Raw genomic sequence first — 26,610 nt, forward strand, 5'->3', positions numbered from 1 at the left:
TAATTGAAGATGATCTGTACATTAGATAATCAAGAGCGATAATTTACAACTAATTTCTCAACCATATTTTAATTAAATAAAAAATTATTAAAATCTCTGTAACCTTTTTAATATCTCAAACGTATAATAGAATAGTAACTCTATTTTTGAGAATAAAATAAATGAGACAATTAAAAATAACCAAGCAGGTTACCAACAGGGAAACCGCTTCACTAGACAAGTATTTGCAGGAAATCGGTAAAGTAGAATTGATTACGGCAGACGAAGAAGTTGATTTGGCACAAAAAATCCGCGCCGGCGATAGAGTCGCGTTGGAAAAATTGATCAAAGCCAACCTTCGTTTTGTAGTTTCAGTATCTAAACAATACCAAAATCAGGGACTTTCTCTTCCCGATTTGATCAATGAAGGGAATTTAGGACTGATGAAAGCTGCAAAAAGATATGACGAAACAAGAGGTTTTAAATTTATCTCTTACGCCGTATGGTGGATTCGTCAGTCGATTTTACAGGCTTTGGCTGAACAGTCGAGGATTGTAAGATTGCCACTGAACAAAATTGGTTCGATCAACAAAATCAATAAAGCTTACGCTCACCTTGAGCAGGAAAATGAAAGACCACCTTCTCCGGAAGAATTGGCTGAAGTTCTTGACATGAGTGAAGAAGACATCAAAGAATCAATGAAAAACTCTGGAAGACACCTATCAATGGACGCACCATTGGTAGAAGGAGAAGATTCTAACTTGTATGACGTATTGCGTTCAGGAGAATCTCCTAGTCCGGATAAAGATTTGATGCTGGAATCTCTTCAGATTGAAATTGAAAGAGCATTAAATACATTGACTCCAAGAGAGGCAGATTTGGTAAGATTGTATTTTGGACTGAACGGTAAACATCCAATGACATTAGAGGAAATCGGTGAAACTTTTGACCTTACAAGAGAGAGAGTTCGTCAGATCAAGGAAAAAGCAATTAAAAGACTAAAACATAATACGAGAAGTAAAATTTTGAAATCTTATTTAGGTAAATAATTTTAGTTTTAATAATTAAGGAGCGGAGTCTGAATTTTTCAGGCTCCGCTTTTTTTTGCAAAAATTATGAATATCTTTAACTGATTAAACTTGTAGGTTTAAAAATAAACTTAAATTTTATAATTTTAGCGCAAATACAATGAAAAAATTGAAAAATTAGTGTATATTTCTCCCGAAAAGCAAAATTAAAGAATAATTATCTAAAACAGATGCTTTAGAAAAATTTAAAAATAAATGAACCATATTTCAATTATCGGAGCCGGAATTGGTGGCTTAACTTTAGGAAACGTTCTGAAGCAGCAGAATTTAGACTTTACCATTTACGAATCTGCACAGGCAATAAAACCTGTGGGAGCAGGAATTATGATGGCAGTTAATGCAATGCAGATTTTCGACAAACTCGGTTTAAAAGAACAAATTGAAAATGCAGGAAACAAAATTCATGGAATTTCTATCACTGATGAAAAACTGAAAACAATTTCTACAAATAATATTTTAGCTTTAGAAAAGAAATTTAGTTCCTATAATGTCGCGATTCAAAGAGCTGATTTGCAAAATATTTTGGCAAAAAATCTAGGTTATGAAAATATAGAACTTGATCATCAATTAAATAGAATTGAAAAAACAGAAAATTATCACTTAACGTTCAAAAATGGCGATAACATTGAAAGCAAAATCGTTTTCGGCGCAGATGGAATTCACTCAAAAATTCGAAATCAAATTTTCAAAACGGGAAAAATCAGAAATGCTGAACAAAAATGCTGGCGCGGATTAACCCAATTTAATCTTCCTGAAAAATATCTTCATCATGCTTTAGAAATTTGGGGAAAAGGAAAACGCTTTGGTTTTGTTAAAATTTCTGAAAATAAAGTCTACTGGTACGCTTTGATCAACCAAAATAATTTTACAGAAAATATTGATCTAATTGAAACGTTCAGTGATTTTGACCCTTTAATTCTACAAATTCTGGAATCTACAAAACGCGAAAATATAATTGTGAATGATATCATTGACCTCGCTCCTATTCCCAAATGGTTTTCAGAAAACCTCTGTCTCATCGGCGACGCGGCTCACGCCACAACTCCTAATATGGGACAAGGAGCTTGTCAGTCGATTGAAGATGCTTATGTAATTGGGAAACTCTTAGAAAAAAACAGGAATTTTAATTCAGTATTTGAAGATTTTCAAAATATCAGAAGAAAAAAAGTTGATCATATCGTAAAAACCAGCTGGACAATTGGTAAGGTTTCGCAATGGGAAAAAGGAAACGCGATCCGGAATTTTTTCATGAGATTAATACCTGAAAGTACTAATCAGAAGATGATTGAGAAAATATTACAACTGGAAATATAAAAAAAAGAAACTCTTACAAGGGTTTCTTTTTACATTTTATAAGGACTTACTCATTTTTTATTTAGGTAGTACTTTATATGTAGGATCTTCATCAATATTCACTTCTATAAAACCTTCTGCATTCTTTAATAGTCTTGTACAATCTGCGCTTAGATGTTTTAAAATCACTTTTTTGTGATTATTTTCATATTTTTCTATTACTTTTTTTAAAGTCTCGATTGCCGACATATCTACAATTCTGGATTCCTTAAAGTCAATAATAATTTTTTGGGGATCACCGACGAAATCAAATTTTTCTGTAAATGCAGCAGTACTGCCAAAAAATAAAGGTCCGTAAATTTCATAAATTCTATTACCATCACTATCAGTAGATTTTCTTGCTCTAATTCGTTTTGCGCTGTCCCATGCAAAAACTAATGCTGAGATTATCACTCCAATCAGAACGGCCAACGCTAAATTATGCAGTAAAACCGTAATAACCGCTACAGTAATTCCGACAAAAATATCAGATTTTGGCATTTTCGTGATGATTCTGAATGATGCCCACTGAAATGTACCAATCGCTACCATCATCATTACACCTACCAGTGCAGCCATCGGAATCTGTTCGATTACAGGACCACCTGCCAAAATGATGATCAAAATAGTGACAGCTCCAATAATTGCAGAAATTTTGGTTCTCGCGCCCGCATCAATATTTACCAAAGTCTGTGCTACCATTGCGCAACCGCCCATTCCTCCAAAAAAACCGTTGGTAATATTAGCAATTCCCTGAGCCATTGCCTCTTGATTTGATTTTCCTTTTGTATTGGTAATTTCATCTACCATATTCAGAGTCAGAAGTGATTCTATTAATCCTACGCCCGCCATAATTGCAGCATAAGGCAAAATAATCTGAAAAGTTTCTATAGAAACAGGAATATTCGGTATGTGAAATTTTGGCAACGATCCGCTTACAGAAGCAATATCGATTACCTTTTTAGTATCTATTTTGAGAAAATAAACGACTGCGAACACTACAATGATTGCGACTAGAGAAGCCGGTACAGCTTTGGTAATCTTTGGAAAAACTATTACAATTGCGATCGTAAGTACCGTTAAACCCAGCATGGTATAAAATGGTGCACCATGCATTAAAGTGGAAACTCCATTTTCTACGACTTCAAATTGGGCAACCTGTGCCATAAAAATAATAACGGCAAGACCATTCAGGAAACCGTACATTACAGGTTGAGGAATTAACCTTACAAATTTCCCTAATTTTAAAACTCCCACAGAAAACTGAATTATCCCAGCCAAAACTACGGTCGCAAACAAATATTCAACACCATGAGCAGCTGCTAAAGCGATCAAAACTACTATGGTCGCTCCGGCACCACCTGAAACCATTCCGGGGCGGCCACCTAGAAAAGCGGTTACGATTCCCATCAAAAAAGCAGCGTAAAGTCCCGTCAAAGGTGACAGACCTGCAAGTATTGCAAAAGATAATGATTCAGGAATCATCGTCATTGCAACCGTAAGTCCTGCTAATATTTCAGTTTTTAAATTGACATTTTTTAATGATTGAAAACTTATTGTAATGTTTTCCATAAAGTAAAAAGATATATATTATTCCTCAAAGAGTTGGGAACTACATTATTAAAATCAGTTTGAATTACATAAGAATTCTGTCCAAAAAAGCAATTCCGGATATATAAATCATAAATCTAAATCAAGGCGATGTGATTTGCAATGTTGCAGAACAGAATTTTGTCATAAGAAGTGGCAAATTTATAAAAATTTAGTTAAGTTTTACAAATTTTCGTACATCGCCAGCGAAACCAATTTAAAGAAAATACATCTTATAAAAAAAGAGAAACCTACGTTGAGCTTCTCTTTTTTCTTTTTTTTACTTTATTTCAGATTTTACAGATCCGCAGTCAAGCATCGATTTTCCGTAATAAGGATTTACGATTTGCTTTTCGCTGCTTAGCCAACTTCCTTTTGCCATCGGACAGTATTGTACGAAAATGGTTTTGTCAGACAATTTATTTTCTTTAGCCAAACCAATCATGATATCTGATAAATTGTAAAATGCTTTTCTCTGAGTTTCAATTTTTTTTCCCTGAGCAATCGTCGTGGCATCAGTTTTTAACGAAATCAGATTCTTTTCTGCAATCATTTTTGCATTAACGGTTTTAGAAGTTTTTAAAAATTCTCCTGCAGCCATCGAAGTTTTCTTTACATCATCCGAAGCCAAAGCAGATTTTACAGAAAGATAATTCTGATAGAGCTTTACCAACTGCGGATTTGATTTTGACTGTGCCGTTGTTGAAACAAATCCTATTAAGACGAAAAGAAATGTTATTATATATTTTTTCATAATATTTTTATAATTGAGACAAATTTAAATGAATAATTCAGAATAAAAAAAACTCCTGAAAATTCGGGAGTTTGAAATCTTATTTTATTTTAAACTCAAGTTTTACATTAAAAAACCTTCCCGTCAACCGTACCGGAACAGGATACATCAAATTTGTATTCGCATCGGTAATCCATTGATTGGAAACCGTATTATTGATATTAAACGCATTGAAAACCTGAACACCTAAAATCAACTCTTCAAAATTCCCCCAAAATCCGTAGGTTTTTTTATTGTCTTTTCTGTCAATAAATACCTTCGATAATCCGATATCTACTCTTTTATAAGAAGGTAAAGTTTTTTGATATTGATAAGGATCTGTGAAAACAGGTGCTCCGTTTGGTAATCCCATCGCATAAGTCAACGTTAAATTCACACGCATAGAAGGAAATTTCGGCATATAATCCTGATAAAACATGGCAAATCTGAATCTTTGATCCGTAGGTCTAGGAATATCTCCTTTACCATCAATATTTTCATAAATTCTTGCATAACTGGCAGATAACCATGAATCTACACCTGGAACAAATTCTCCAAACAACCTTGTATCAATTCCGTAAGCGTATCCTGTCGCATTATTTTTTCCTGAATATCTAATTCTCACATTATCCATATAATAAGGAATCAGGTTATCCATCTTTTTATAATACAATTCGGTGGTAAGTTTGAAAGGGCGATTGTCAAATTCAAACTCAAAATCATTAGCAACGATTGCCTGAATCGAACGCTGGGATTTTATATTAGAATTAAAATTTCCATTGAGATCTTTTATTTCTTTGTAAAAAGGTGCCTGATAATAAACTCCTCCTGAAATTCTGAACAACATATCTGTATTCCAATCTGGTTTTATTGCAAACTGTGCTCTTGGTGAGAAAATCGTTTCATCATTGAAACTCCAGTGAGCAACTCTAGCGCCGGCGTTGACGAAAACTTTGCTTGATCCCCAATAAAACTTTTGAGAATATTGAGCGTAAGCTGAAAGTCTTGTCGGCTCAATTTTATTATTTCCGGCAATGCTGTAATATAAGTCTAAATCTGACGCGTCAGGAAACCTCGGATCGTCAACAGGATGCGGAATACTGTAACCTGAAGAGTCAACTAATTTCCACTCATTGGTGAGATCACTCAGATTTTCTTTTTCGAATTTAAAACCAACTTCAATATCTGTATTGATATTGGGTGAAAAACGGGTTCTAAACTGCGTTCCGTATGTTCTTACGAAAAGATCATTTCGTGCGTGTTCTATCTGTCCGGCAACATCATATGAGGTTACAGGATTTCCAGTAATGGGATCAAATGTTTGCAAGATGTAACTTGAAGATATCGTGTAATATTCCTTCTCTCTGTTCTGATAAGCAAACGTGTCTAAAGTAAATCTCCATTTATCAGACGGTTTATAATTCATCGAGAACGTTCCCATCATATTTTTATACTGATCATTTTCTTTACCATTATAAAAAACAGAGAGATTAATTGGTCGTTGTATAGATCCAAAATCTACAGAACGTTCCTTAGGAAACATCTCGTAGTCGTTTTTTGAATAATATCCGATGAATGACATTGTAAATTTTTCACTTACATGATAATTCAGATAGGTCTGAAAATCAAAGTATTTCGGGTTGAAATCTGTATCTTCATTCAGCGTATTCAAAACTAGATTGGTATTTCTGTATCTTCCTGAAAATAAAGCGGTCAGTTTATTATTTTTTGATGCTAAACCTGTTGTCAACCGTCCACCAATTAAACTTGCTTCACCTGAAAGTTCAAATTTCTCCGGCTCTCGGTAATAAATATTTAAAGCTGAAGACATTTTATCACCATATCTCGGCTCAAATCCTCCGGCAGAAAAGTTGACCGTAGAAACCATATCCGGATTGATGATACTGAGACCTTCCTGCTGAGAATTTCTAATCAGAAAAGGACGGTAAATTTCAATATCATTAATGTAAATAAGGTTTTCGTCATAGTTTCCACCACGCACCATGTATTGTGAAGAAAGCTCTGTATTTGAGTTTACAGACGGCAAGGTTTTTATTATTCCTTCAATACCTCCGGAAATGCTTGCAACATTCTGAGCATCTTTGGCAGATATTTTTACCGTGGTAAGGTCATTAGTACTTCCAACTACTTTTTTTTGGAAAACGACTTCCTCAATATCTGTTGTTCTTGTAGTATCTCTTTTTTTTGTTTGAGAGAATACTAACATGGGAACCATAAGGCTCAGTGGTAAAACTAGTTTTTTCAAAAGGAATGTTTTAGAATTCTAAAATTAAGGATTTTTTAACAATTACAAAATGGATTCTCTTACTCTTGTCAGTTTTTGTAACAAATCTTCTAATAAATCCAGTCGAAGCATGTTTGCACCATCAGATAAAGCAGTTTCGGGTGTTGGGTGTGTTTCGATAAAAATTCCGTCTGCGCCCACTGCAATTCCAGCTTTGGCTACCGTTTCTATTAAATCTGGTCTTCCGCCTGTAACACCTGAGCTTTGGTTTGGCTGCTGAAGAGAATGTGTAACATCTAAAATTACAGGAGCATAAGCTCTCATCGTTGGAATTCCTCTGTAATCAACAATTAAATCGGTGTATCCGAAAGAATTTCCTCTTTCGATGATCGCAACTTTTGGGTTATTAGAATCTGTGACTTTCTGAACGGCAAATTTCATCGATTCAGGTGAAAGAAACTGTCCTTTTTTTAATGAAACACATTTTCCAGTCTTTGCTGCGGCAATCAAAAGATCTGTCTGACGAACCAAAAATGCTGGAATCTGCAAAACATCAACATATTGAGCTGCCAAAGCGGCATGTTCGTTCTCATGAATATCTGTTGTCGTAGGAATATTAAAAGTTTCCCCGACTTTTTTAAGAATTTCCAGAGATTTTTCTTCACCGATTGACGTAAAAGAATCTACTCTACTTCTGTTTGCTTTTTTGAAACTTCCTTTGAAAATATATGGAATATTATATTTATTGGTCAGTTCAATTACTTTTTCGGCAATTCTCAACGCCATATCTTCACCTTCGATGATGCATGGCCCGGCTATTAAAAAAAAGTTTTTAGAATCTTTGTGTTGTATATTGTCTAAATATTGAATCATTTTTATTTGAATTAAAAGTTCAGTAAAAATACTTATAAAGTTTCAGAATTGGAAATTAATTATCACGAGTAATTAAAGATATCCTGCATTAAAGCAGTGTAAAAAACAGTAATCAAAATAAAAAGTAAAAAAAATAAAACTAAATACAAATAATAGTTTTCTACTTTAAATACTTTTATTAAAAGTAAATGAGAGAAAAATAAAATTGAAAAATAACCTCCAAAAGTTATAAAATCTTCCAAGATATAGTCAACTCCATCTATCAAACAATAAAATATTGAGAAAAGTATTATTATACTTAAACTTAATGAAAACCTTTTCAGTAAATTTATACGTATTGGAAAAACAAAGTAAAAGAAATTTGCTAGAGCAAAAGCTATTATTATTAATAAAATCCCAAACATTAAATTTTTTTCAAAATCTTCTCAAAAGTATTAATATTTCTGCTTGTAAACTGGTCTTTCAGATTTTTTCTACCTAAAATTTTCCCGAAAGTTGAATCTAAAGTATTCCCTTTCGGAACCTGCCAATAGAAATTCCCGTTAACGATTTTTGCTTCTTCATTTTCAGTTTTTAAAGCAGCGTCAAATTCTTTCATTAAAACATTCTCGACATCTTGATTTCCGATAAAAGTATAGACGTGCAAATCTTCGTTTTTCTCAAAAGGATTTGAATTCAAAAAACTTTCAATTTCATCCTGAGATTTTACAAATAGAAAAGCTTCGTATTTAAAATGCTCAGACATTGCTTTTTCGAGAATCAACTTTAAATTATCTGCTTTTTGATCAGATGAAAAAATTATATTTCCGGAAGCTAAAACCGAAAAAACATCTTTCATTCCTGCTTTTGTAAAAACTTCACAGACTTCCGCCATTTTCATGTTGGTTCCTTTTACATTAACGCCGCGAAGGAAAGCACAATATTTCATGGGTTTTGGTTTAGGTTAAAAGTTCGGAATTATTTATCTTTTAGTCTTTCATAAAGATTATAATCTGTTCCGGAAGGCTTCAGTTTGTAGATTTTCTCTAATATTTTGTTGTCATTTTGCAAATGATTTTTTATTCGGAATTCATTTAACAATTTGTAGTGGGTTTTGTAGTAAAAACCATCCTTTCCTTCAAATAAATTATTGTAAGACAACAGATATTTTGGTTGTCGCTTTTTTACTGTATTCAGCCAATAATGAGGTTTATCTTTTTTAATCTCTTCCTGAATTTGTTTGTCAACCAAGCCAACTTCATCGATGGTTTTTAAACCTGAGAAATAAGGGATATATCCTGCGGGTTCCAGCAAAATCCATTGTTTTTTGTCTTTCTCGTAATTATTCAGAAATATCCCGATAGATCGTCTGTAATTCCATTCTCCGTTTCCTGTTGCAATAGAATGTATGGTTTGGAAAGCCAGCATTGGCAGAATGTAAAAAATAATTAGTGCTGAAAGCCACCAGTTTCTTTTTATTTTTTGCTCTATTACAAATATTAAAACCGGAACGAAAAGTAAAATCTGAGGAACCCAGTAATACCAGTCAAAAAGACTTTTCTGAGAAAGAAAAATAATTTGTTTTGCCCATGCGAAAAGGAAGATCATCCAAAGAAAATAATTTCTTTTTTCCCGCTGTCTGATCAGGAAAATAAAACACAGCAATTCAAAAACTGCAATAATGATTGTAAATGGATTGAAGTCTCCCGGGAGTTTCAGCATTCCCCAAAAGTTGCCATAGTTTAATCTAAAATATTCAAAATCCTGACTTAAAGTATAAACTCTGTCATAAGCCAGTTTTTTAGCAACAATCGTATTATTAACGATTTCTCCAAAGTAAAACCAATTGAAAGCCAATGCTGCTGAAACGCCTAAAACTCCACCTAAAATATATCTCAAGTTTATTTTTTTATTCCAGAATACATCAACCAAAAAAACAATTCCGAGAAAAATTACGGTATCAATTCTTGTAAATAAAATTAAAACAGGAAATACAATAAATGCCCATTTTTTCTCATTTTTAAAGCCATAATAGAGCAAAGCCATTTCGAGGAAAAAGAGAATTCCGTATTCCATTCCGAGGATCGAAATTTTTATCGATGGTGGTAATAGCCCAAACAAAAAGATAAAAATTGCTTTATGCCAGGGATTTTTCAGCAATAAATGAGAAAGAAATAAACTTCCGATGGTAAAGAGAATCGTATTGGTCACCAAAAGCGGTACTATAAAATTTTCTTTTCCAAAAATTAAATTAAAAAAATAGGAAACAAAAACGTACAAGTGTGTTGTAGAAGCTGAAATTTTGGTATCGCCGTTGAAACCGATCACTCCGTAATCCAATAAATTCTGGGCAACTCGCCAGGTAATGAAAGCATCTTCCTGAATGTGATGCGTTAGAAGAAAATAAAGCTTGGCAATTACTGCAAATATCACAGCATACAACGGAAGATTTTTGTTTTTGTTCTCGGACATTGCGTTTTTTTGATGCACAAATATATATCTATTATTCTTGAATATCAACATAAAAAAAACGGAACCGAAGTTCCGTTTTTAAGTATTTGAGATTTATGTTTTCTACTGTGTTGCTTTAATAATAGAATTGGTAATCTGATCTTCTTTTTCTTTCGAATACGTAGAATCAAAAGGTTCCATAACATCAAATAAATATTGATAAAAAGGTGTAATTCTCTGTACGTTTTCAGACTCTTTTCTTGCCTTTTCTTTTCCCATCTGCTGCAGATCTTTGATGAAAACATTAAATTTCTTATCAATCGGCTCTATAGATTTTACCAGATACGAATAAGCTTTCTGATCCTGACCAATTTTTTTGTAAGCATCTGTAACTGATGAAACTACAAGAGAATATTCCATTGGTTTTGATCTCATCTGCCTTCCAACATATCTTTGATCGGCTTTACTTAATGTTAAATAATAATCATATTCTTCAAAAATTCCCTTTTTAAGAATCTCTGCAAGTTTTAATCCTTTTTGCTCTTTTCCGGCAACTATATATCCGTAAACCATTGAGCTTAAAGATCTTGGATCATTATACTTCTCAGCAGGAATTTCTTTTGCCGCCAAATCAAGAATTTCTAAAGCTTTAGCTTTTTGTCCTGATAATGCTAATGCTGCTGCTGCTCTGCTTGCTGAACTTCGGTAGCCTATTATATTTGACGTTGCAGTCTCATCAAAGTGAACATTCATATCTTTAAAGTTCCCCCATTTGAAGTTTTTCACGACGTTATATAATGAGTTTGCATCTACTCTACCCATCTCGCCGTCGCTGCTTCTTGGTGTTTTGATAGGAACCAATCTGTAGCTGAAACCATCAAACTGAAGATATTCATCCAGGAAGAAAATATTTTCACTGTCATAAACTCCACCTGACGAAAAATTAATCGGGCGTTTCCAGTCAAAATTGGCTAAAATATCAAACATCATCAGATTATTTTTATATAATGTTCCTGACTTATAAGTAATCATAATCTGGTCGACAGTATTTGGAAGATCAGAAGGATTGATGATTCCTGATTTAACTGCATTTTGCTTATTAACAGGTAAAATAAACTTGTTTACAGGTAAGAAATTATATTTCTCGAAACGTGCTTCACCAAAGATCATTTTTAAAACTTCATCTTTTTCAGGAGATTTTATTTTAAGGAAATTCACCGCATCTTTTAAAGTCATTGAATCCTGCACAAGATATTTCTCAAAAGGTTTAAGCATTTCTGCCGGAGCTCCGGATTCTTTCAGATTGCTTATAACACCTTGCCAATCGTCTTTTTTCATTAAATAAATCTGGTCATTCACACCATCTCTGTAATCTTCGTGCGTCAGCTGACTTGGGATCGGATTCGCATTGTACGTTTTTCTCTTCACCTGATCAATATTCCAAGGAGTTGAAAGAAGTGTAAAGTTTACAACTTTCACATCATCACGGAATCTCTCAGTTTCCTGCATTGCCCAAACCGGATACGTATCGTTGTCACCATAAACAAAAAGGATGTCTTCTTTCGGCAAAGATTTTAACATTGAGTATGAATAATCATACGCTGTATATCTTCCGCTTCTATCATGAACATTATAATTCTGGAAGCCCATCATTAAAGGAATCCCCAATAAAACAACACCAAACCCAATATTTGCAGCATTTGATTTTACTTTAGACTGTAAATACCAGAGAATTGCTCCGGCTCCCAGACCGATCCAAATTGCAAAGGCGTAAAAGGAACCGACAACCGCATAATCTCTTTCTCTTGGTTCAAAAGGTTTCATTCCTGTGTAGAAAACAATTCCGACACTTGTTAATATAAATAATGAAAGAATTGCATAAAATCTACCAAAATCTCGCATAAACTGGAAATAACATCCGATAATTCCTAATAACAACGGTAAGAAGAAAAATGCTACTGTACTTTCATTTTTAAATTTTGAAGGCATTGCATCCTGACTTCCCAACAACGCATTATCAATTGCAGGAATACCGGAAATCCAATTTCCTCTTGTGTTTTCACTGTTTCCTTCAAGATCATTCTGCCTTCCTGCAAAATTCCACAATAGATATCTTATAAAGTAGTATCCGTTTTGGAAAGTGATAAAATAGTCCATATTCTGAGCAAAAGATGGTCTCTGAACGGTAATCAGTTCATATGGTTTTACCTTCAGATAATCTGCTGCTGTTATACTTCCGTCTTCATATTTCCCTCTTAGTTCTTCAAAAATCTCTTTAGCCTGAGGATCATCTGCAATATTTTCGTTTCCATAATTAAACTGAAAATCCGGTGCTCCGTACATCGATATGTAGTTTGCCATGACGTCTTTATCTTCATTAAACATTCTTGGCATAAAACTCACATGAGCAGGATTAAATACATAATTAAAACGATCTCCTGTTTTTCTGTACGTTCCTAATTTCTCATCTTTTTCATAGATTTCTCCTGTCTTATTGGTTTTAAAACTTCCGTCTTCATTTTTTTCAATACCGCTGTTATCCAAAAATGCAGTGTAGTTCTGACCATAAATTGTAGGCCAGTCACCGTATTGCTCTCTGTTGTAGTAGTCAAGCATACCAATTGCAGTGTCAGGATCGTTTAAGTTCATTGGCGGATTGGCATTTGCTCTGATAGGAATTACCATCCAACATGAGAAACCAATCATCATATAAACAACTGACAACGCAATCGTCTGATAAATGTTCTTCTTCGCCTGTCTTGCATATTTTAAAATAAAGTAGCAAAGTGCAACTAAAATTATAAATCCGGCTATCGTTCCTGAGTGGAACGGAAGACCAATACCATTCACAAAAAATATTTCAAGTTTTCCGAATAGTGACATAATCACAGGGAAAATAATTTTGAAAACAACAATTAAAATTCCTAAAGTAATTGCATTTGCCCAAAGAAAATTCTTCCAGGTAAATTCATAATTTCTTGTATAATAAACTAAGCACACTGCCGGAATTGCCAACATACACATCATGTGAACACCCACAGAAAGACCTACTATAAAGAATATTAAAATAATCCATCGCTCATTATCAGATTCCGTATACTCATTTTCCCATTTTGTAATAAGCCAAACCAGAATTGCAATAAATAATGATGCCATTGAATAAACTTCGCCTTCTACCGCAGAAAACCAAAAAGTGTCTGACCACGTAAAACATAGAGAACCGATTACTCCGGCAAAAAGAATAGCTATTTCCTGATGTTTGGTCACTTCCTCAAAATCCTTATTGAGAAGTCTTCTTACAAAATGTGTAATCGTCCAGAATAGAAATAAAATCGTAAATGCGCTGAATAATGCAGACATTGCGTTGATTACAATAGAATAATTTTCACCTTGTCCAAACGCGAAAATCGCAGCAACCGCACCTACAATCTGGAACAGAGCTGCTCCCGGTGCGTGAGTTACCTCTAATTTCACGGCTGAAGAAATGTACTCGCCACAATCCCAAAAACTGAAGTTGGGTTCTATTGTTGAAAAGTACGTGAAAAATGCAATGACGAAAATCACCCATCCGATAAGGGTATTCCATTGCCTAAAAGTCCAGTTTTTCATAGTATAAAATCAATTAGTGCGAAAATAAGGTTTTTACTTCATTTTAAATTGATTTTAACAAAATTTAAAAGATTGGCTTGCTTTTTGCGAGCGTTTCGAGGCTGTTATGAAGAGCTTAAAAGCATATAATTTTACTTTCAACACTTATAATTTCTGAAAAGTTTAAGAATTATTTATTTTTTTGTATTTTTGCGGTCAGATTTTTATTTGAAAAATAACAAATAATGAGTAATGTTTACGATAATATTCTTGGCTTGATTGGGAACACCCCTTTAGTGAAACTTAATACGGTAACTAAAGAGATTCCTGCGAAAGTTTATGCCAAGTTAGAATCATATAATCCTGGACATTCCACCAAAGATAGAATCGCACTTCATATTATTGAAAACGCTGAGAAAAAAGGTTTATTAAAGGAAGATTCTGTAGTTGTAGAAACTACTTCCGGAAATACAGGTTTTTCACTCGCTATGGTTTGTATCATTAAAGGATACAAATGTATTTTAGCTGTAAGTGATAAAACGAAGGCTGAAAAGATAGCATATCTGAAAGCTCTTGGTGCAACAGTATATATATGTCCTGCGAATGTACCTGCGAATGACCCTAGATCATATTATGAAGTAGCTAAGAGAATTGCTGCCGAAACCCCAAATTCTGTTTATATCAATCAGTATTTTAATGAGTTAAATGTTGATGCCCATTATCAGACCACAGGTCCTGAGATTTGGGAACAGACAGAAGGAAAAATTACTCACCTTTTTGCATGTACAGGAACTGGCGGAACATTATCCGGTTCGGCAAAATTCTTAAAAGAAAAGAATCCAAACATCAAAATTATCGGTGTAGATGCTGACGGATCTATTTTGAAAAGTTATCACGAAACTGGAGAAATTCATAAAGAAGACGTTCATCCTTACCAGATTGAAGGTATGGGGAAAAATTTAATCCCTTCTGCTCTACTTTTTGATAAAGTGGATGAATTTGTAAGAGTAAACGACGAAATGTCTGCATACAGAACCCGCGAGATTGCTTTAAAAGAAGCTATAATGGGTGGCTACACAACTGGAGCCGTTACTCAGGGATTGATTCAATATGCACAATCTCACGAACTAACTGAAAATGATTTCGTTGTGATGATTTATCCGGATCACGGTTCACGTTATATTACAAAGGTATACAGTGACAAATGGATGGAAGAACAAGGATTCATCAACAACTGTTTCCACAATTATGATGAAGTTTTCAAAACTGAATTCATCAAATAAGAAAAATATATTAATACAAATTAAGCCTTTTCGTAAATCACAAAAGGCTTTTTTACATAAAACATACTCATACAATGGTAGATATTTTTGAAAGAATAAAACAAAATCCAGGACCACTTGGTCAGTTTGCAGACTACGCAGAAGGATATTTTGTATTCCCAAAATTGGAAGGTCCGATTGGCCCGAGAATGAAATTTCAAGGTAAAGATGTAATTTTCTGGAGTGCTAATGATTATTTAGGATTGTGTAACCACCCCGAAGTATTGGAAGCCGATGCAAAAGCTGCAGCAGAATTTGGAATGTTTTATCCGATGGGTGCAAGAGCGATGTCTGGTGAGACACAGCAACATCAGCAATTGGAAAAAGAATTGGCAGAATTTACTCAAAAAGACGCTGCTTATCTTTTAAATTTCGGTTACCAAGGGATGGTTTCATGTATCGATGCGTTGGTGACAAGACATGACGTGATTGTTTATGATGCTGATTCTCACGCTTGTATTGTTGACGGAGTTCGTCTTCACATGGGGAAAAGTTTTACTTTCAAACATAATGATATTGAGAGTTTAGAAAAAAACTTAGCGAGAGCAACCAGAGTTGCTGAAGAAAATGGCGGAGGAATTTTAGTTATTACGGAAGGTGTTTTCGGAATGAGAGGAATGCAGGGAAAATTGAAGGAAATCTGTGATTTAAAATCTAAATTCAATTTCAGACTTTTGGTTGATGATGCACATGGTTTCGGAACTTTAGGTAAAACCGGAGCTGGAGCTGGCGAAGAGCAAGGATGTCAGGATCAGATTGACGTTTACTTCTCAACTTTTGCTAAATCAATGGCTGGTTTCGGAGCATTTCTTTCGGGAGACGAAACTATTATCAGATTTTTGAAATATAATCTTCGTTCTCAGATTTTTGCTAAATCTTTAACAATGCCAATGGTAATCGGAGGTTTAAAGAGACTGGAATTATTAAGAACACGTCCGGAAATTAAAGATAAGTTGTGGGAAAACGTAACTAAATTACAAAACGGATTAAAAGAAAGAGGTTTCAATCTTGGAAATACAAATACTTGTGTAACACCAGTTTTCATTCAGGGAACTACGATTGAAGCAACACTTTTAGCAAAAGATCTAAGAGAAAATTATGGAGTATTCACATCTGTTGTTGTATATCCTGTAATTCCAAAAGGGATGATTCTGTTGAGATTAATTCCTACAGCTTCTCATACTGATTCAGAAATTAATGAAACTTTGACTGCTTTTGAAGGAATAAAAGAAAAATTAGAATCTGGAGCTTACGCAGAAATGGAAAAACAAATGAATATCGAGTACAAGCAAATGTAATTTCGATTTTCATTTAAATATTTATGAACCGTTAGAGTTTTCTAACGGTTTTTTTGATTTTAAAACATTAAGAAAATGAAATAATAAAGTTTTAAGATTGAAATAAATTTGAATGAAGTAGTCTGCTTAATAATATCTTTAGATATTTACTGAATCATTATAACCATCTAAAGTTTATTACTATTTAATTTTTCAAATCATTCAAAAATTTTCTTCCTTTTCCATTTAAACCCATAAATTTGCAAAAAATTACTTTTGAAAGATCTTCTTCTTATAACCCCACCTTTCACTCAGCTCAATACTCCTTATCCGGCGACCGCTTATATTAAAGGTTTTCTAAATACCAAAAATATATCAAGCTATCAGATTGATTTGGGGATTGAAGTGATTTTGGAATTATTCTCAAAAGGAGGAATTCAAAAAATTTTTACGAAGCAAATCGATTTAAAAAACGCATCTGAAAACTCACAAAGAATTTTTGCATTAAGAGATGAATACATCAAAACTATCGATCAGGTTATTCTTTTTTTACAAAATAGAAATCCTACTTTAGCAAGGCAGATCTGTTCAATGAATTTTTTACCTGAGGCTTCCCGTTTCAATCAGCTTGATGATATGGAATTTGCTTTTGGAAATATGGGTTTACAGGATAAGGCTAAACACTTGGCTACTTTGTATTTGGAAGATTTATCTGACTACATAGTTGAACACGTGGATCCTGATTTTGGTTTTAGCAGATATGCCGAAAGATTAGGAAAGTCTGCCAATTCTTTTGACGAATTATATTTAAAATTAAATTCAGATCAAACTTTTATTGATGATATCACTTTAAAAATTCTTTGCGACAAACTGGAAGTAGTTCAGCCAAAACTGGTTTGTTTTTCGATTCCTTTCCCCGGAAATTTATATTCTGCTTTTCGATCTGCCAAATTTATTAAGGAGAATTATCCTCACATTAAGATTGCAATGGGCGGAGGTTTTCCAAACACTGAGTTGCGGGAAGTTAAAGATAAACGAGTTTTTGAGTTTTTTGATTTTATTACTTTAGATGATGGTGAAGCTCCTTTGGAATTGGTTTATGAAAATTTAAAAAAAGATGAAAATTCTGAGTTTAAACGAACTTTTTTAATTGAAAATGAAGAGGTTGTTTATAAAAACAATTCCACAAAGCACGATTACAAACAGGCACAAGTCGGAACTCCGGATTATACTGATTTACAATTAGATCAATATATTTCGGTTATTGAAATTGCCAATCCGATGCACAGTTTGTGGAGCGACGGAAGATGGAATAAACTGACAATGGCTCATGGTTGCTATTGGGGGAAATGTACTTTCTGCGATATTTCTTTAGATTATATAAAAATTTACGAACCCATTTCTGCCAAAATTTTGGTTGATAGAATGGAAGAATTAATCGCTACAACAGGCGAAACCGGATTTCATTTTGTTGATGAAGCAGCTCCACCAGCTTTAATGCGAGAAGTAGCTTTGGAAATTTTGAGAAGAAATCTAGTTGTAACCTGGTGGACTAACATTCGATTTGAAAAAAGCTTTACCAAAGATTTATGTTTTCTCTTGAAACTTTCTGGTTGCGTTGCCGTTTCAGGTGGATTAGAAGTAGCAAGCGACCGATTGTTAAAATTAATTGATAAAGGAATTTCTGTTGAACAGGTTGCACAGGTGACAAGAAATTTTACTGAAGCCGGAGTAATGATTCATGCATATTTGATGTACGGCTACCCGACTCAGACCATTCAGGAAACGGTGGATTCTTTAGAAATGGTTAGGCAGCTTTTTGAAATGGGAATTTTGCAGAGTGCATTTTGGCACCAATTTGCGATGACAGCACACTCGCCTGTAGGATTAAATCCTGAAGAATTTGGAGTAACTCCCATCAAACAGGAAATTTTATTTGCCAACAACGATATTAATTTTACAGACAAAACCGGAATCGATCACAGTCAATTTAGTTTTGGTTTAAAAAAATCTCTGTTCAATTATATGCATGGAATCAATTTTGAATTGCCATTGCAGAATTGGTTTGATTTTAAAATTCCGAAAACAACGATTCATCCTGATTATATTCACGATTCACTTTTGGAAGAGGAAAATTTTTCATTTAAAGGAAATTCAAAAATTATTTTTCTGGAGAAAAACGTAATCGCTGAGAATTACATAAAAACAAAAAAACAAAACTCTTGGCCGTACACACGAATTACATTCCATTTAAAAACAAATGTTGTTTCGGTAGATTTTGAACAGGAAAAAGGAAATTGGCTGATAAAAGTTCTGCAGGAAAATACTTTTGAGAATAAGAAACGCATTACTTTGCAACAATTGAAAACTGATTTTGAAAATAGCTTTGAAGATTTTGAATTGTTCTGGTTTTCAAAACCGATGCAGCAACTCAAAGAAAACGGAGTGATTTTGAGTTTGTGACTTTTTAGTTTTTAGTTTTTAGTTTTTAGTTTTTAAAATTATAAATAAATTTAGATTCCTACGGAATGATAACCAGAACGTTAATCAAATTTATATAAAATAAAAATCCTTAAAGACAATTTCTCAGGGTTTTTAAGTTTTGGCTAATGCCATAGAATTTTTATTTTTTGTAACCGGGCCAAAGCCCGTTCCTAGTGATTCAGTTTTCAAAAATTTACTTTTTATCTTTTTCAACTCCATCTTTCACCACATCACCCACAATTACTTTTTCCTGAATTTTTATAAAATTAGGATCCAGAATTGCCATTCGTTCTGCGATTGCTTTATACGTTGGATATTTCAGGATTGAAGCTCTCCCTGACATTTCCCGATATATTGTAAAAGTTTTCCCACCTGCGGTTTTGATCTGTTTTGTTGTCGTAATATATTTTCCGATATATTTACTTTTAGCATCATAAATTTCGATGTCGATAAAAGTTTTGTCCGTAATTCGATCATCTGAACCGAAACTTACAGGCAAATTGGTAAAATATCCAACGGGAACGCCATTGCTCAAAATTTCACCAACGCTGTTGACTTCGAGATTTAATTTATCGATTTTTGTTCGGATCGTATATGCTTCTTTTGTTTTATTATCGAGTTTTCGTTTAGGCATATTTTTAAAGAGCTCATCCAAATTTTTAATATTGATTCCTCTTTCATCAATAATTTTCAGACTTTTTATACAAGTATACACCGCAGATTTTTCGTCACCCGAAAATGCGGATGGAGATATATAATCTAAATCTAAAGTTTTCTCACGGTTATATACCCGATTAATTTTTACGTAACTATCTCGTACTGAATCAACAACGCTTTTATCAACAAATTCAACAGTGAAAATAGGAGTTTCTTTTAAATCCATAAAAGTATATTCGTTAGATTTATTAGAAATTTTGGCTACGTGAGTTCCGTCGAGACTTACAATTCCTCTTTTTGTTTTGATAATTTGAGCATTACATATAAAACTCAGAACTGTAAAGAATAAGATTAAACTTTTCTGCATGAATCAGATTTTATAAGGCATAAAAAAAGTGTAACAAAGTTACACTTTCTTGAAAATATATTTAGCTTCTCAATTTAATTATTCGCAAAGGATGATTCCTTTATCGTGATTAAATTCTATCACACCACTTTTTATAGGATAAGAAAAAACAGAGTCTTTTTCATTTTCTTTGGTAAAGTTTTTAGCAAAAGCTTCGTTGATAGAATTTGCATACAACTTAACTTTACCTCCAACTAATGAAGAAACGATTCCTGCGTGGTTTTTCATGATGTGAAATTCACCATTTTTTCCAGGCAATAATACAGAGTTTACCTCTCCTTCAAAAACTACGTATTCTGGTGTTAAAATTTTTATATTCATTTTTCTCAGATTAAAGAGTAAAGAGAAAAGAAAAAAGAGTGAGAAATGTCTTTACTCTTTTTTCTTTATTCTATATTTCTAATTAAGCGTTGTCCGCTAACATTTTTTGTCCGGCTTCGATAGCTTCTTCGATAGTTCCTTTCAAGTTGAAAGCAGCTTCCGGTAAGTGATCTAATTCACCATCCATAATCATGTTGAATCCTTTGATGGTATCTTTGATATCTACCAATGATCCCGGAATACCTGTAAACTGTTCTGCAACGTGGAAAGGCTGAGACAAGAATCTCTGAACTTTTCTAGCTCTGTAAACTACAGATTTATCTTCTTCAGAAAGTTCTTCCATACCAAGAATTGCAATGATATCCTGAAGAGCCTTATATCTCTGAAGAATTTCTTTCACTCTCTGAGCACAGTTATAATGTTCTTCACCGATAATTTCCGGAGCCAAGATTCTTGACGTTGAAGCCAATGGATCTACCGCCGGGTAAATACCTAATGAAGCAATTTTTCTATCTAATACAGTTGTTGCATCTAAGTGAGCAAACGTTGTAGCAGGAGCCGGGTCAGTTAAATCATCCGCAGGTACGTAAACCGCTTGCACTGAAGTAATTGAACCGTTTTTAGTTGAAGTAATTCTTTCCTGCATCGCACCCATTTCAGATGCCAAAGTTGGTTGGTAACCTACCGCAGATGGCATACGACCAAGAAGTGCAGATACCTCAGAACCAGCTTGCGTAAAACGGAAGATGTTGTCTACGAAAAACAATACGTCTCTACCTTGTCCTGTTTCTCCACCGTCTCTGTAATACTCAGCTAAAGTAAGACCAGAAAGTGCTACTCTCGCTCTTGCTCCAGGTGGCTCATTCATCTGTCCGAAAACGAATGCAGCTTTAGAATCTTTCATAGCTTCTAAATCTACTTTAGAAAGATCCCAACCACCGTTTTCCATAGAGTGCATGAAGTCATCACCGTATTTAATAATACCTGATTCCAACATCTCTCTCAAAAGGTCATTTCCTTCTCTCGTTCTTTCACCTACTCCGGCAAAAACAGAAAGACCACCGTGTCCTTTTGCAATATTGTTAATCAATTCCTGAATCAAAACCGTTTTACCAACACCGGCACCACCGAACAATCCAATTTTACCTCCCTTTGCGTAAGGCTCAACTAAATCGATTACTTTAATACCTGTGAATAAAACTTCTGCAGAAGTTGAAAGTTGATCAAATTTCGGAGCTGGTCTGTGAATTGGAAGACCACCTTCCTTAGAAATATTTTGAAGCCCGTCGATAGCATCCCCAACAACGTTGAATAGTCTTCCGTTTACAGCTTCACCGATTGGCATCATGATAGGATTACCATATCCTATAACTTCCTGCCCTCTTTGAAGACCGTCTGTAGCATCCATTGCGATACATCTTACTGTATCTTCACCAATATGTTGTTCTACCTCTAAGACTACTTTTTCACCGTTCCCTTTGATAATCTCTAACGCATCATAAATACTAGGAATTGCTTCCACATTATTAAAAACTACGTCGATTACAGGACCAATAATTTGAGAAATTTTTCCTTTAATTTGGTTTGCCATTGCTAAATTTTTTCTTGGTGCAAATATAATGAATCTTCACAAACCTGCAATTGCTAAAAAAAAGATTTTTATCATGCTTTTTTCAATCTTCTAATAATCATTTTGCGGTATAAAACATTGGCAAATTGTTATATTGATACATTGTCACATTATGTTTATATTTGCAGTCAAAATTTTTCCGCTTTGAATATCTTCAAAAATTTTAAAGATTACCATTCAGAAAAGCCTTTAGCAATGTCTCTGGGCATGTTTGACGGTGTACATCTTGGTCATAAATATATTATCAACGAGCTGAAAAAGATAGGTTCTGAGAAGAATTTGGAGACGGCGATTCTCACTTTCTGGCCTCATCCACGTTTTGTATTTAATCCTAATGAAGATTTAAAACTACTTAATACGATTGATGAAAAGGAAGTTTTGATGGAAAAATATAACATCAATACATTATTTGTAAAAGAATTTGATAACGAATTCCGAAATCTTACCGGTGAAGAATTTGTACGTGAGATATTAATTGAAAAATTAAACGTAAAATATTTAATCATCGGCTACGACCATTATTTCGGTAAGAATAAAAGTGGCAATTTTGAGCTTCTTCAAAAATTGTCTTCTGAACTCAATTTTGAGGTCGAGCAAATGGAAGCCATTAATATTCACGAAAGTAATATCAGTTCAACGAAGATTAGAAACGCTCTTTTAAAGGGAAATATTAAAGAAGCCAACGAAATGTTGGGCTACTCCTACTCGATCTCCGGAACTGTTGTTCATGGAAAAAAATTAGGCAGAACGATTGGTTATCCTACTGCTAATCTTGAAACTGAGTCAATTAAGCTTCTACCTAAGAAAGGAGCATACATTGTTGAAGTTTTTGTAAAAAATCAGCATTATAAAGGAATGTTGAGTGTTGGAACCAATCCAACCGTCAATGGAGAGAAATTAACCGTTGAAGTTTATATTCTTGATTTTGAAGGAGATATTTACGACGAAAATATCACGGTGAAATTCAGAGATTTTCTACATGATGAAATTAAATTTGAAGGTCTGGATAAATTAATCGAAAGATTGGATGAAGACAAAAGGCTGACCGAAGAGTTTCAGTTTTAATAAATAAGAAACTACATAAAAATATGCAGTTTCTTCTTTATCTACTTGACTTGAAATAAGTTTTAATTTTATTCATTCCTTTACTATATTTTATGTATTATAATTTCTAATCTTCTAATTCAATAAGATTATGTCCTTTTGTAACATGATCATGCTACTAATTGTTAGAATTTCCAATCTCCTCTTTTACTTTCTTTGTCAAAGACTTGAAAACCAAATCATAAGAATGATCAATCATTTTTAGAATTAAATCTCTTTTAAGACCATCTATCATGACAGAATTCCAGTGAGTTTTGTTCATGTGAAATGCTCCTGTGATTTGCGGGTGTTTTTCGCGGAGTTCCTGACTCCATTCAGGATCTGTTTTTACAGCTATCGTTAAAGGTTGTTTTTCTAAAGACATGAGCAGAAACATCTTTGTTGCCACTTTCATTACTAATGTTTCCTGATCGAAAGGAAAACTTTCTGTCACTGCTTTTTTCGCAAGACAATAATCTAAAATTTCGTTAGCATCCATGTTTTTTATATATGATAGTTGATGTGTGATGAGTGATATTAATTTCAAATTTAGTAAATTTAAAAAAGAAAAATAAATCAGCATAATCACAATTAGTATGAGAGCTTTGGTAATCGGTGCTACGGGCGCTACAGGTAAAGATTTGGTCACTCAGTTATTAAATGATAAAGACTTTGATGAAGTGAATGTCTTTGTCAGAAAACCTCTCACTATTCAAAATGAGAAACTTAAAGTGCATGTCGTTGACTTTGAAAAACCCGAACTTTGGAAAAATTCTGTAATTGGTGATGTCGCTTTTTCTTGTATGGGAACAACTTTGAAAGATGCTGGTAGTAAGGAAGCTCAAAGAAAAGTGGATTATGATTACCAATATGAATTCGCAAAAGCTGCCAGAGAAAATAATGTAGACGACTATATTTTGGTATCAGCTTACGGTGCCAATTCTCACTCAAAAATTTTCTATTCTAAAGTGAAAGGCGAGCTGGAAGAAGCTGTTAAACAATTACATTTCAACAAAATTACCATTTTTAAACCCGGAATGCTTGAAAGAAAAGATTCTGCAAGAAACGGAGAAGTTTTGGGAAGCAGAATTATAAAGTTTGCAAATAGACTTGGACTTTTTGAAAGCCAAAAACCTTTACCAACAGATGTTTTGGCAAAAGCGATGATCAATTCAAGTAAAATAAAAAGCAACGGCTACTCAAGTGTGAAATTAGCTAATATTTTCGGATTTGCTGAAAAAAGCAGCGACTGATTTTTTTCTGGTTTGAAATCTGTAAATTCTAATTAAAAAAATAACTCCGCTCAGAAATTATCTAAGCGGAGCTTTTTTTTGCTGTAACCAAAGATCAATTATTGCAAATACTTCGTAATAGCCTTATCTGTAGGTTTTGTTGTGCTGATGAATGTATCAACTAATTTTCCGTTTTCATCAATTAAGAACTTTGTAAAATTCCAAAGAATCGTTGTGTTTTTTACTCCATTTAACTCTTTTTCAGTAAGATATTTGAAAATAGGAGCTGTATCATCACCTTTTACAGATACTTTTGCTGCTAAAGGAAACGTGACACCATAATTTTTTTGACAGAATGCTCCGATTTCAACGTTTGAACCTGGCTCTTGTCCGCCAAAATTATTCGCAGGAAAGCCAATTACAACAAGTTTATCTTTGTATTCGTTTGACAATTTTTCAAGATCTGCATACTGAGGTGTAAAACCACATTCTGAAGCAGTGTTTACGATCAGTATTTTTTTACCTTTATAATCTGCAAAATTAATCTGCTTACCTTCTTCCAAAGCATCAACCTTGTAATCGTATATCGTTTTTCCCATAAGTTCTTTACTTTTAGCTTTTGATGTGCTCTTTTTCTGTGCACAACTGTTGAAAAATGCTACGAATGAAAGCAGCATGATGAATAATTTTTTCATTAGATTTTAATATTGATGATAAACTTTAAAATTTAAAAACATTTGCCGGAAAAACTTTGTTGACATCTACTTTATTGAGAAGCATTACAAAATCACCGTCTTTTTTTGTGCTCGAAGATTCAATTCTGAAAGGCATTTGCAGATTTCCGACTTTTTTGTATTCAGAGTAGCTCAGAGTTTCATCTCTTTTTACTTCTTTCAAAAGCATGTATGTCTTCGTATCAAAATAATATAAATTTTTATTTACATTTTTGGTAAGTTCTACTTTATGACAATAGATCTCTCCTACTTTTTCTTTTCCTAAATATTTCGCTTCGAAACCCTTATTTTCCCAATCTATAAAATCATTATCAAAACTTTCTGATACATAATCGGGATAAACCTGAAGCTTATTGGTTGCATAATTCATTGCGTAGCCTTTACTTCCGTCATAGCCTTCTATTGCTGTCTCTTTGCCGCTGATTGTAAGTACAGTTTTGGTAAGATTTGGCCGTTGCTGATAAATTTTGATAGGGTATTCATCTTTAACTCCTAAAATAACTTTCCCTTGAAGTAATACTGAATTTAAAAGCTTCCAACTCGTTAAACCTCCGGACAATTCGATGTTTTTATCAATGATTTCTTTTGCTGTCTGCCCAAAAGATATCTGTGAAAATATCAGGACGAGTAGTAAGAGTAATTTCTTCATTCAATCAATTTATAAATTCAAATATAAGCCTTTCTTCTTTAATGTAGCAATCTATCACCATAACTGTATAACAAAATATACTGATTTTTTAAAGTGTTGGATTTTTAATTTTTTAATTTTTTATTAAACCTTTACTAAATCTTTATAACAACTTTCTGGCTTTTTCCAAATCTTCCGGCGTGTCGATTCCTACTCCTATAAAATTGGTTTCTATCAGCTTGATTTTCATACCATATTCAAGATAACGGATACATTCAATTTTTTCTGAAATTTCTAAGGGCTTCATTTCAAGTTTTGAAAACTGAAACAAAGCATGTTTTCTGAAAGCATAAACTCCGATATGTTTAAAATAGTGAACGTCATATGAAATTTCTCTGTGAAAAGGGATCACAGAACGGCTAAAATATAAAGCAAAACCATTGTTATCGGTAATGACTTTTACGTTATTCGGGTTCTCAATTTCTTCTTTTTCAGTCAGTTGAATTTTCAGAGATGCCAAAGAAATTTCCTGATTATCATCTGATTCAAAAACTTCAATAAGTTGCTTTAAAGGTTCTAGTTTAAGAAATGGCTCATCACCTTGAACGTTGATAACGATGTCGCAGTCGATATTCTGAACGGCTTCGGCAATACGGTCGCTTCCCGTCTCGTGTTGACCTGTCATCACAGCTTTCCCGCCATTGGTTTGGATTTCGTTAAAAATAATCTCAGAATCTGTTGCTACAAAAACTTCATCAAAAAGTCCGGTTTCCTCAACATTTTGGTAAGTCGTTGTGATTACGGTTTTATTACCCAAAATCTGCATCAGTTTTCCAGGAAAACGGCTTGCTTCGTAACGAGCAGGTATGACGGCGATAATTTTCATATATTTTCTTTACTTTCTAATCTAAAATCAAACTTGTATAAAAAACGATTCGC

General features: G+C 33.6%; 21 protein-coding genes. 7 read left to right on the forward strand and 14 right to left on the reverse strand.

All coding sequences use genetic code 11. The features are described 5' to 3' along the window. The first annotated feature begins 161 nt into the window (after window positions 1-161). Complete coding sequence (locus tag PGH12_RS03685; protein ID WP_034757900.1) at window positions 162-1,028, forward strand: sigma-70 family RNA polymerase sigma factor; 867 nt, start codon at window positions 162-164, stop codon at window positions 1,026-1,028. A gap of 234 nt (window positions 1,029-1,262) precedes the next feature. After that, window positions 1,263-2,381, forward strand: a complete 1,119-nt coding sequence (locus PGH12_RS03690; protein ID WP_267599156.1) for an FAD-dependent monooxygenase — start codon at window positions 1,263-1,265, stop codon at window positions 2,379-2,381. A 57-nt stretch (window positions 2,382-2,438) separates the two neighbouring features. On the opposite strand, the gene PGH12_RS03695 is transcribed toward PGH12_RS03690, so the two are convergent. The 7 genes from PGH12_RS03695 to PGH12_RS03725 form a co-directional block, all read right to left on the reverse strand. Beyond that, window positions 2,439-3,971: a SulP family inorganic anion transporter gene (locus PGH12_RS03695; RefSeq protein WP_267599157.1), complete on the reverse strand. Its 1,533-nt coding sequence runs from the start codon at window positions 3,969-3,971 to the stop codon at window positions 2,439-2,441. Window positions 3,972-4,269: 298 nt separating this feature from the next. Continuing rightward, window positions 4,270-4,743 carry a DUF3347 domain-containing protein gene (locus PGH12_RS03700; RefSeq protein ID WP_267599158.1) on the reverse strand — a complete coding sequence of 158 codons (474 nt, stop codon included), beginning with the start codon at window positions 4,741-4,743 and terminating at the stop codon, window positions 4,270-4,272. A 79-nt stretch (window positions 4,744-4,822) separates the two neighbouring features. After that, complete coding sequence (locus PGH12_RS03705; RefSeq protein ID WP_267599159.1) at window positions 4,823-7,027, reverse strand: TonB-dependent receptor plug domain-containing protein; 2,205 nt, start codon at window positions 7,025-7,027, stop codon at window positions 4,823-4,825. Window positions 7,028-7,069: 42 nt separating this feature from the next. Next, window positions 7,070-7,879, reverse strand: a complete 810-nt coding sequence (gene kdsA, locus PGH12_RS03710; protein WP_267599160.1) for a 3-deoxy-8-phosphooctulonate synthase — start codon at window positions 7,877-7,879, stop codon at window positions 7,070-7,072. Between the two features lie 403 nt (window positions 7,880-8,282). Continuing rightward, entirely contained in the window at window positions 8,283-8,807 is a 525-nt protein-coding gene (locus PGH12_RS03715; protein ID WP_267599161.1) for a DUF1697 domain-containing protein, read from the reverse strand. A 29-nt stretch (window positions 8,808-8,836) separates the two neighbouring features. Next, a complete protein-coding gene (locus PGH12_RS03720) occupies window positions 8,837-10,330 on the reverse strand; it encodes a DUF8728 domain-containing protein (RefSeq protein ID WP_267599162.1) in 1,494 nt (497 codons plus the stop codon). Between the two features lie 102 nt (window positions 10,331-10,432). Next, window positions 10,433-13,918, reverse strand: a complete 3,486-nt coding sequence (locus PGH12_RS03725; protein WP_267599163.1) for a glycosyltransferase family 117 protein — start codon at window positions 13,916-13,918, stop codon at window positions 10,433-10,435. Between the two features lie 224 nt (window positions 13,919-14,142). On the opposite strand from PGH12_RS03725, the gene PGH12_RS03730 reads away from it, so the two are divergent. From PGH12_RS03730 to PGH12_RS03740, 3 genes are all read left to right on the forward strand, one after another. Further along, window positions 14,143-15,180, forward strand: coding sequence for a PLP-dependent cysteine synthase family protein (locus PGH12_RS03730; RefSeq protein WP_162089074.1), 1,038 nt, complete (start codon window positions 14,143-14,145; stop codon window positions 15,178-15,180). A 74-nt stretch (window positions 15,181-15,254) separates the two neighbouring features. Beyond that, a complete protein-coding gene (locus PGH12_RS03735) occupies window positions 15,255-16,517 on the forward strand; it encodes an aminotransferase class I/II-fold pyridoxal phosphate-dependent enzyme (protein WP_267599164.1) in 1,263 nt (420 codons plus the stop codon). Window positions 16,518-16,772: 255 nt separating this feature from the next. Beyond that, entirely contained in the window at window positions 16,773-18,959 is a 2,187-nt protein-coding gene (locus tag PGH12_RS03740) for a B12-binding domain-containing radical SAM protein (RefSeq protein WP_267599165.1), read from the forward strand. 214 nt (window positions 18,960-19,173) lie between these two features. Here the strand turns inward: PGH12_RS03740 and PGH12_RS03745 are convergent, their stop codons facing one another. The 3 genes from PGH12_RS03745 to atpD form a co-directional block, all read right to left on the reverse strand. Beyond that, window positions 19,174-20,004: a hypothetical protein gene (locus PGH12_RS03745; RefSeq protein ID WP_267599166.1), complete on the reverse strand. Its 831-nt coding sequence runs from the start codon at window positions 20,002-20,004 to the stop codon at window positions 19,174-19,176. A 78-nt stretch (window positions 20,005-20,082) separates the two neighbouring features. Further along, a complete protein-coding gene (locus PGH12_RS03750) occupies window positions 20,083-20,364 on the reverse strand; it encodes a F0F1 ATP synthase subunit delta/epsilon (RefSeq protein ID WP_129536951.1) in 282 nt (93 codons plus the stop codon). Between the two features lie 82 nt (window positions 20,365-20,446). Beyond that, the gene (atpD, locus tag PGH12_RS03755; protein WP_267599167.1) at window positions 20,447-21,955 is read right to left on the reverse strand and encodes a F0F1 ATP synthase subunit beta; all 1,509 of its coding nucleotides are present in this window, start codon (window positions 21,953-21,955) and stop codon (window positions 20,447-20,449) included. A 183-nt stretch (window positions 21,956-22,138) separates the two neighbouring features. On the opposite strand from atpD, the gene PGH12_RS03760 reads away from it, so the two are divergent. After that, window positions 22,139-23,059 carry a bifunctional riboflavin kinase/FAD synthetase gene (locus tag PGH12_RS03760; RefSeq protein WP_267599168.1) on the forward strand — a complete coding sequence of 307 codons (921 nt, stop codon included), beginning with the start codon at window positions 22,139-22,141 and terminating at the stop codon, window positions 23,057-23,059. Window positions 23,060-23,216: 157 nt separating this feature from the next. Here the strand turns inward: PGH12_RS03760 and PGH12_RS03765 are convergent, their stop codons facing one another. Then, window positions 23,217-23,576 (reverse strand): MmcQ/YjbR family DNA-binding protein, encoded by a 360-nt coding sequence (locus PGH12_RS03765; protein ID WP_267599169.1) that lies wholly within the window; start codon window positions 23,574-23,576, stop codon window positions 23,217-23,219. A gap of 97 nt (window positions 23,577-23,673) precedes the next feature. Between PGH12_RS03765 and PGH12_RS03770 the strand changes: the two genes are divergently transcribed. Further along, window positions 23,674-24,330, forward strand: a complete 657-nt coding sequence (locus PGH12_RS03770; protein ID WP_267599170.1) for an NAD(P)H-binding protein — start codon at window positions 23,674-23,676, stop codon at window positions 24,328-24,330. Window positions 24,331-24,428: 98 nt separating this feature from the next. On the opposite strand, the gene PGH12_RS03775 is transcribed toward PGH12_RS03770, so the two are convergent. The 3 genes from PGH12_RS03775 to kdsB all read right to left on the reverse strand — a co-directional run bounded on the left by PGH12_RS03775 (window position 24,429) and on the right by kdsB (window position 26,557). Beyond that, entirely contained in the window at window positions 24,429-25,004 is a 576-nt protein-coding gene (locus PGH12_RS03775) for a glutathione peroxidase (protein WP_267599171.1), read from the reverse strand. Window positions 25,005-25,029: 25 nt separating this feature from the next. Next, the gene (locus PGH12_RS03780) at window positions 25,030-25,692 is read right to left on the reverse strand and encodes a histidine kinase (RefSeq protein ID WP_267599172.1); all 663 of its coding nucleotides are present in this window, start codon (window positions 25,690-25,692) and stop codon (window positions 25,030-25,032) included. Between the two features lie 142 nt (window positions 25,693-25,834). After that, window positions 25,835-26,557: a 3-deoxy-manno-octulosonate cytidylyltransferase gene (kdsB, locus tag PGH12_RS03785; RefSeq protein ID WP_267599173.1), complete on the reverse strand. Its 723-nt coding sequence runs from the start codon at window positions 26,555-26,557 to the stop codon at window positions 25,835-25,837. Window positions 26,558-26,610: the final 53 nt, after the last annotated feature.

The sequence above is a fragment of the Chryseobacterium sp. CY350 genome (assembly GCF_027945075.1).
Classification (GTDB): domain Bacteria; phylum Bacteroidota; class Bacteroidia; order Flavobacteriales; family Weeksellaceae; genus Chryseobacterium.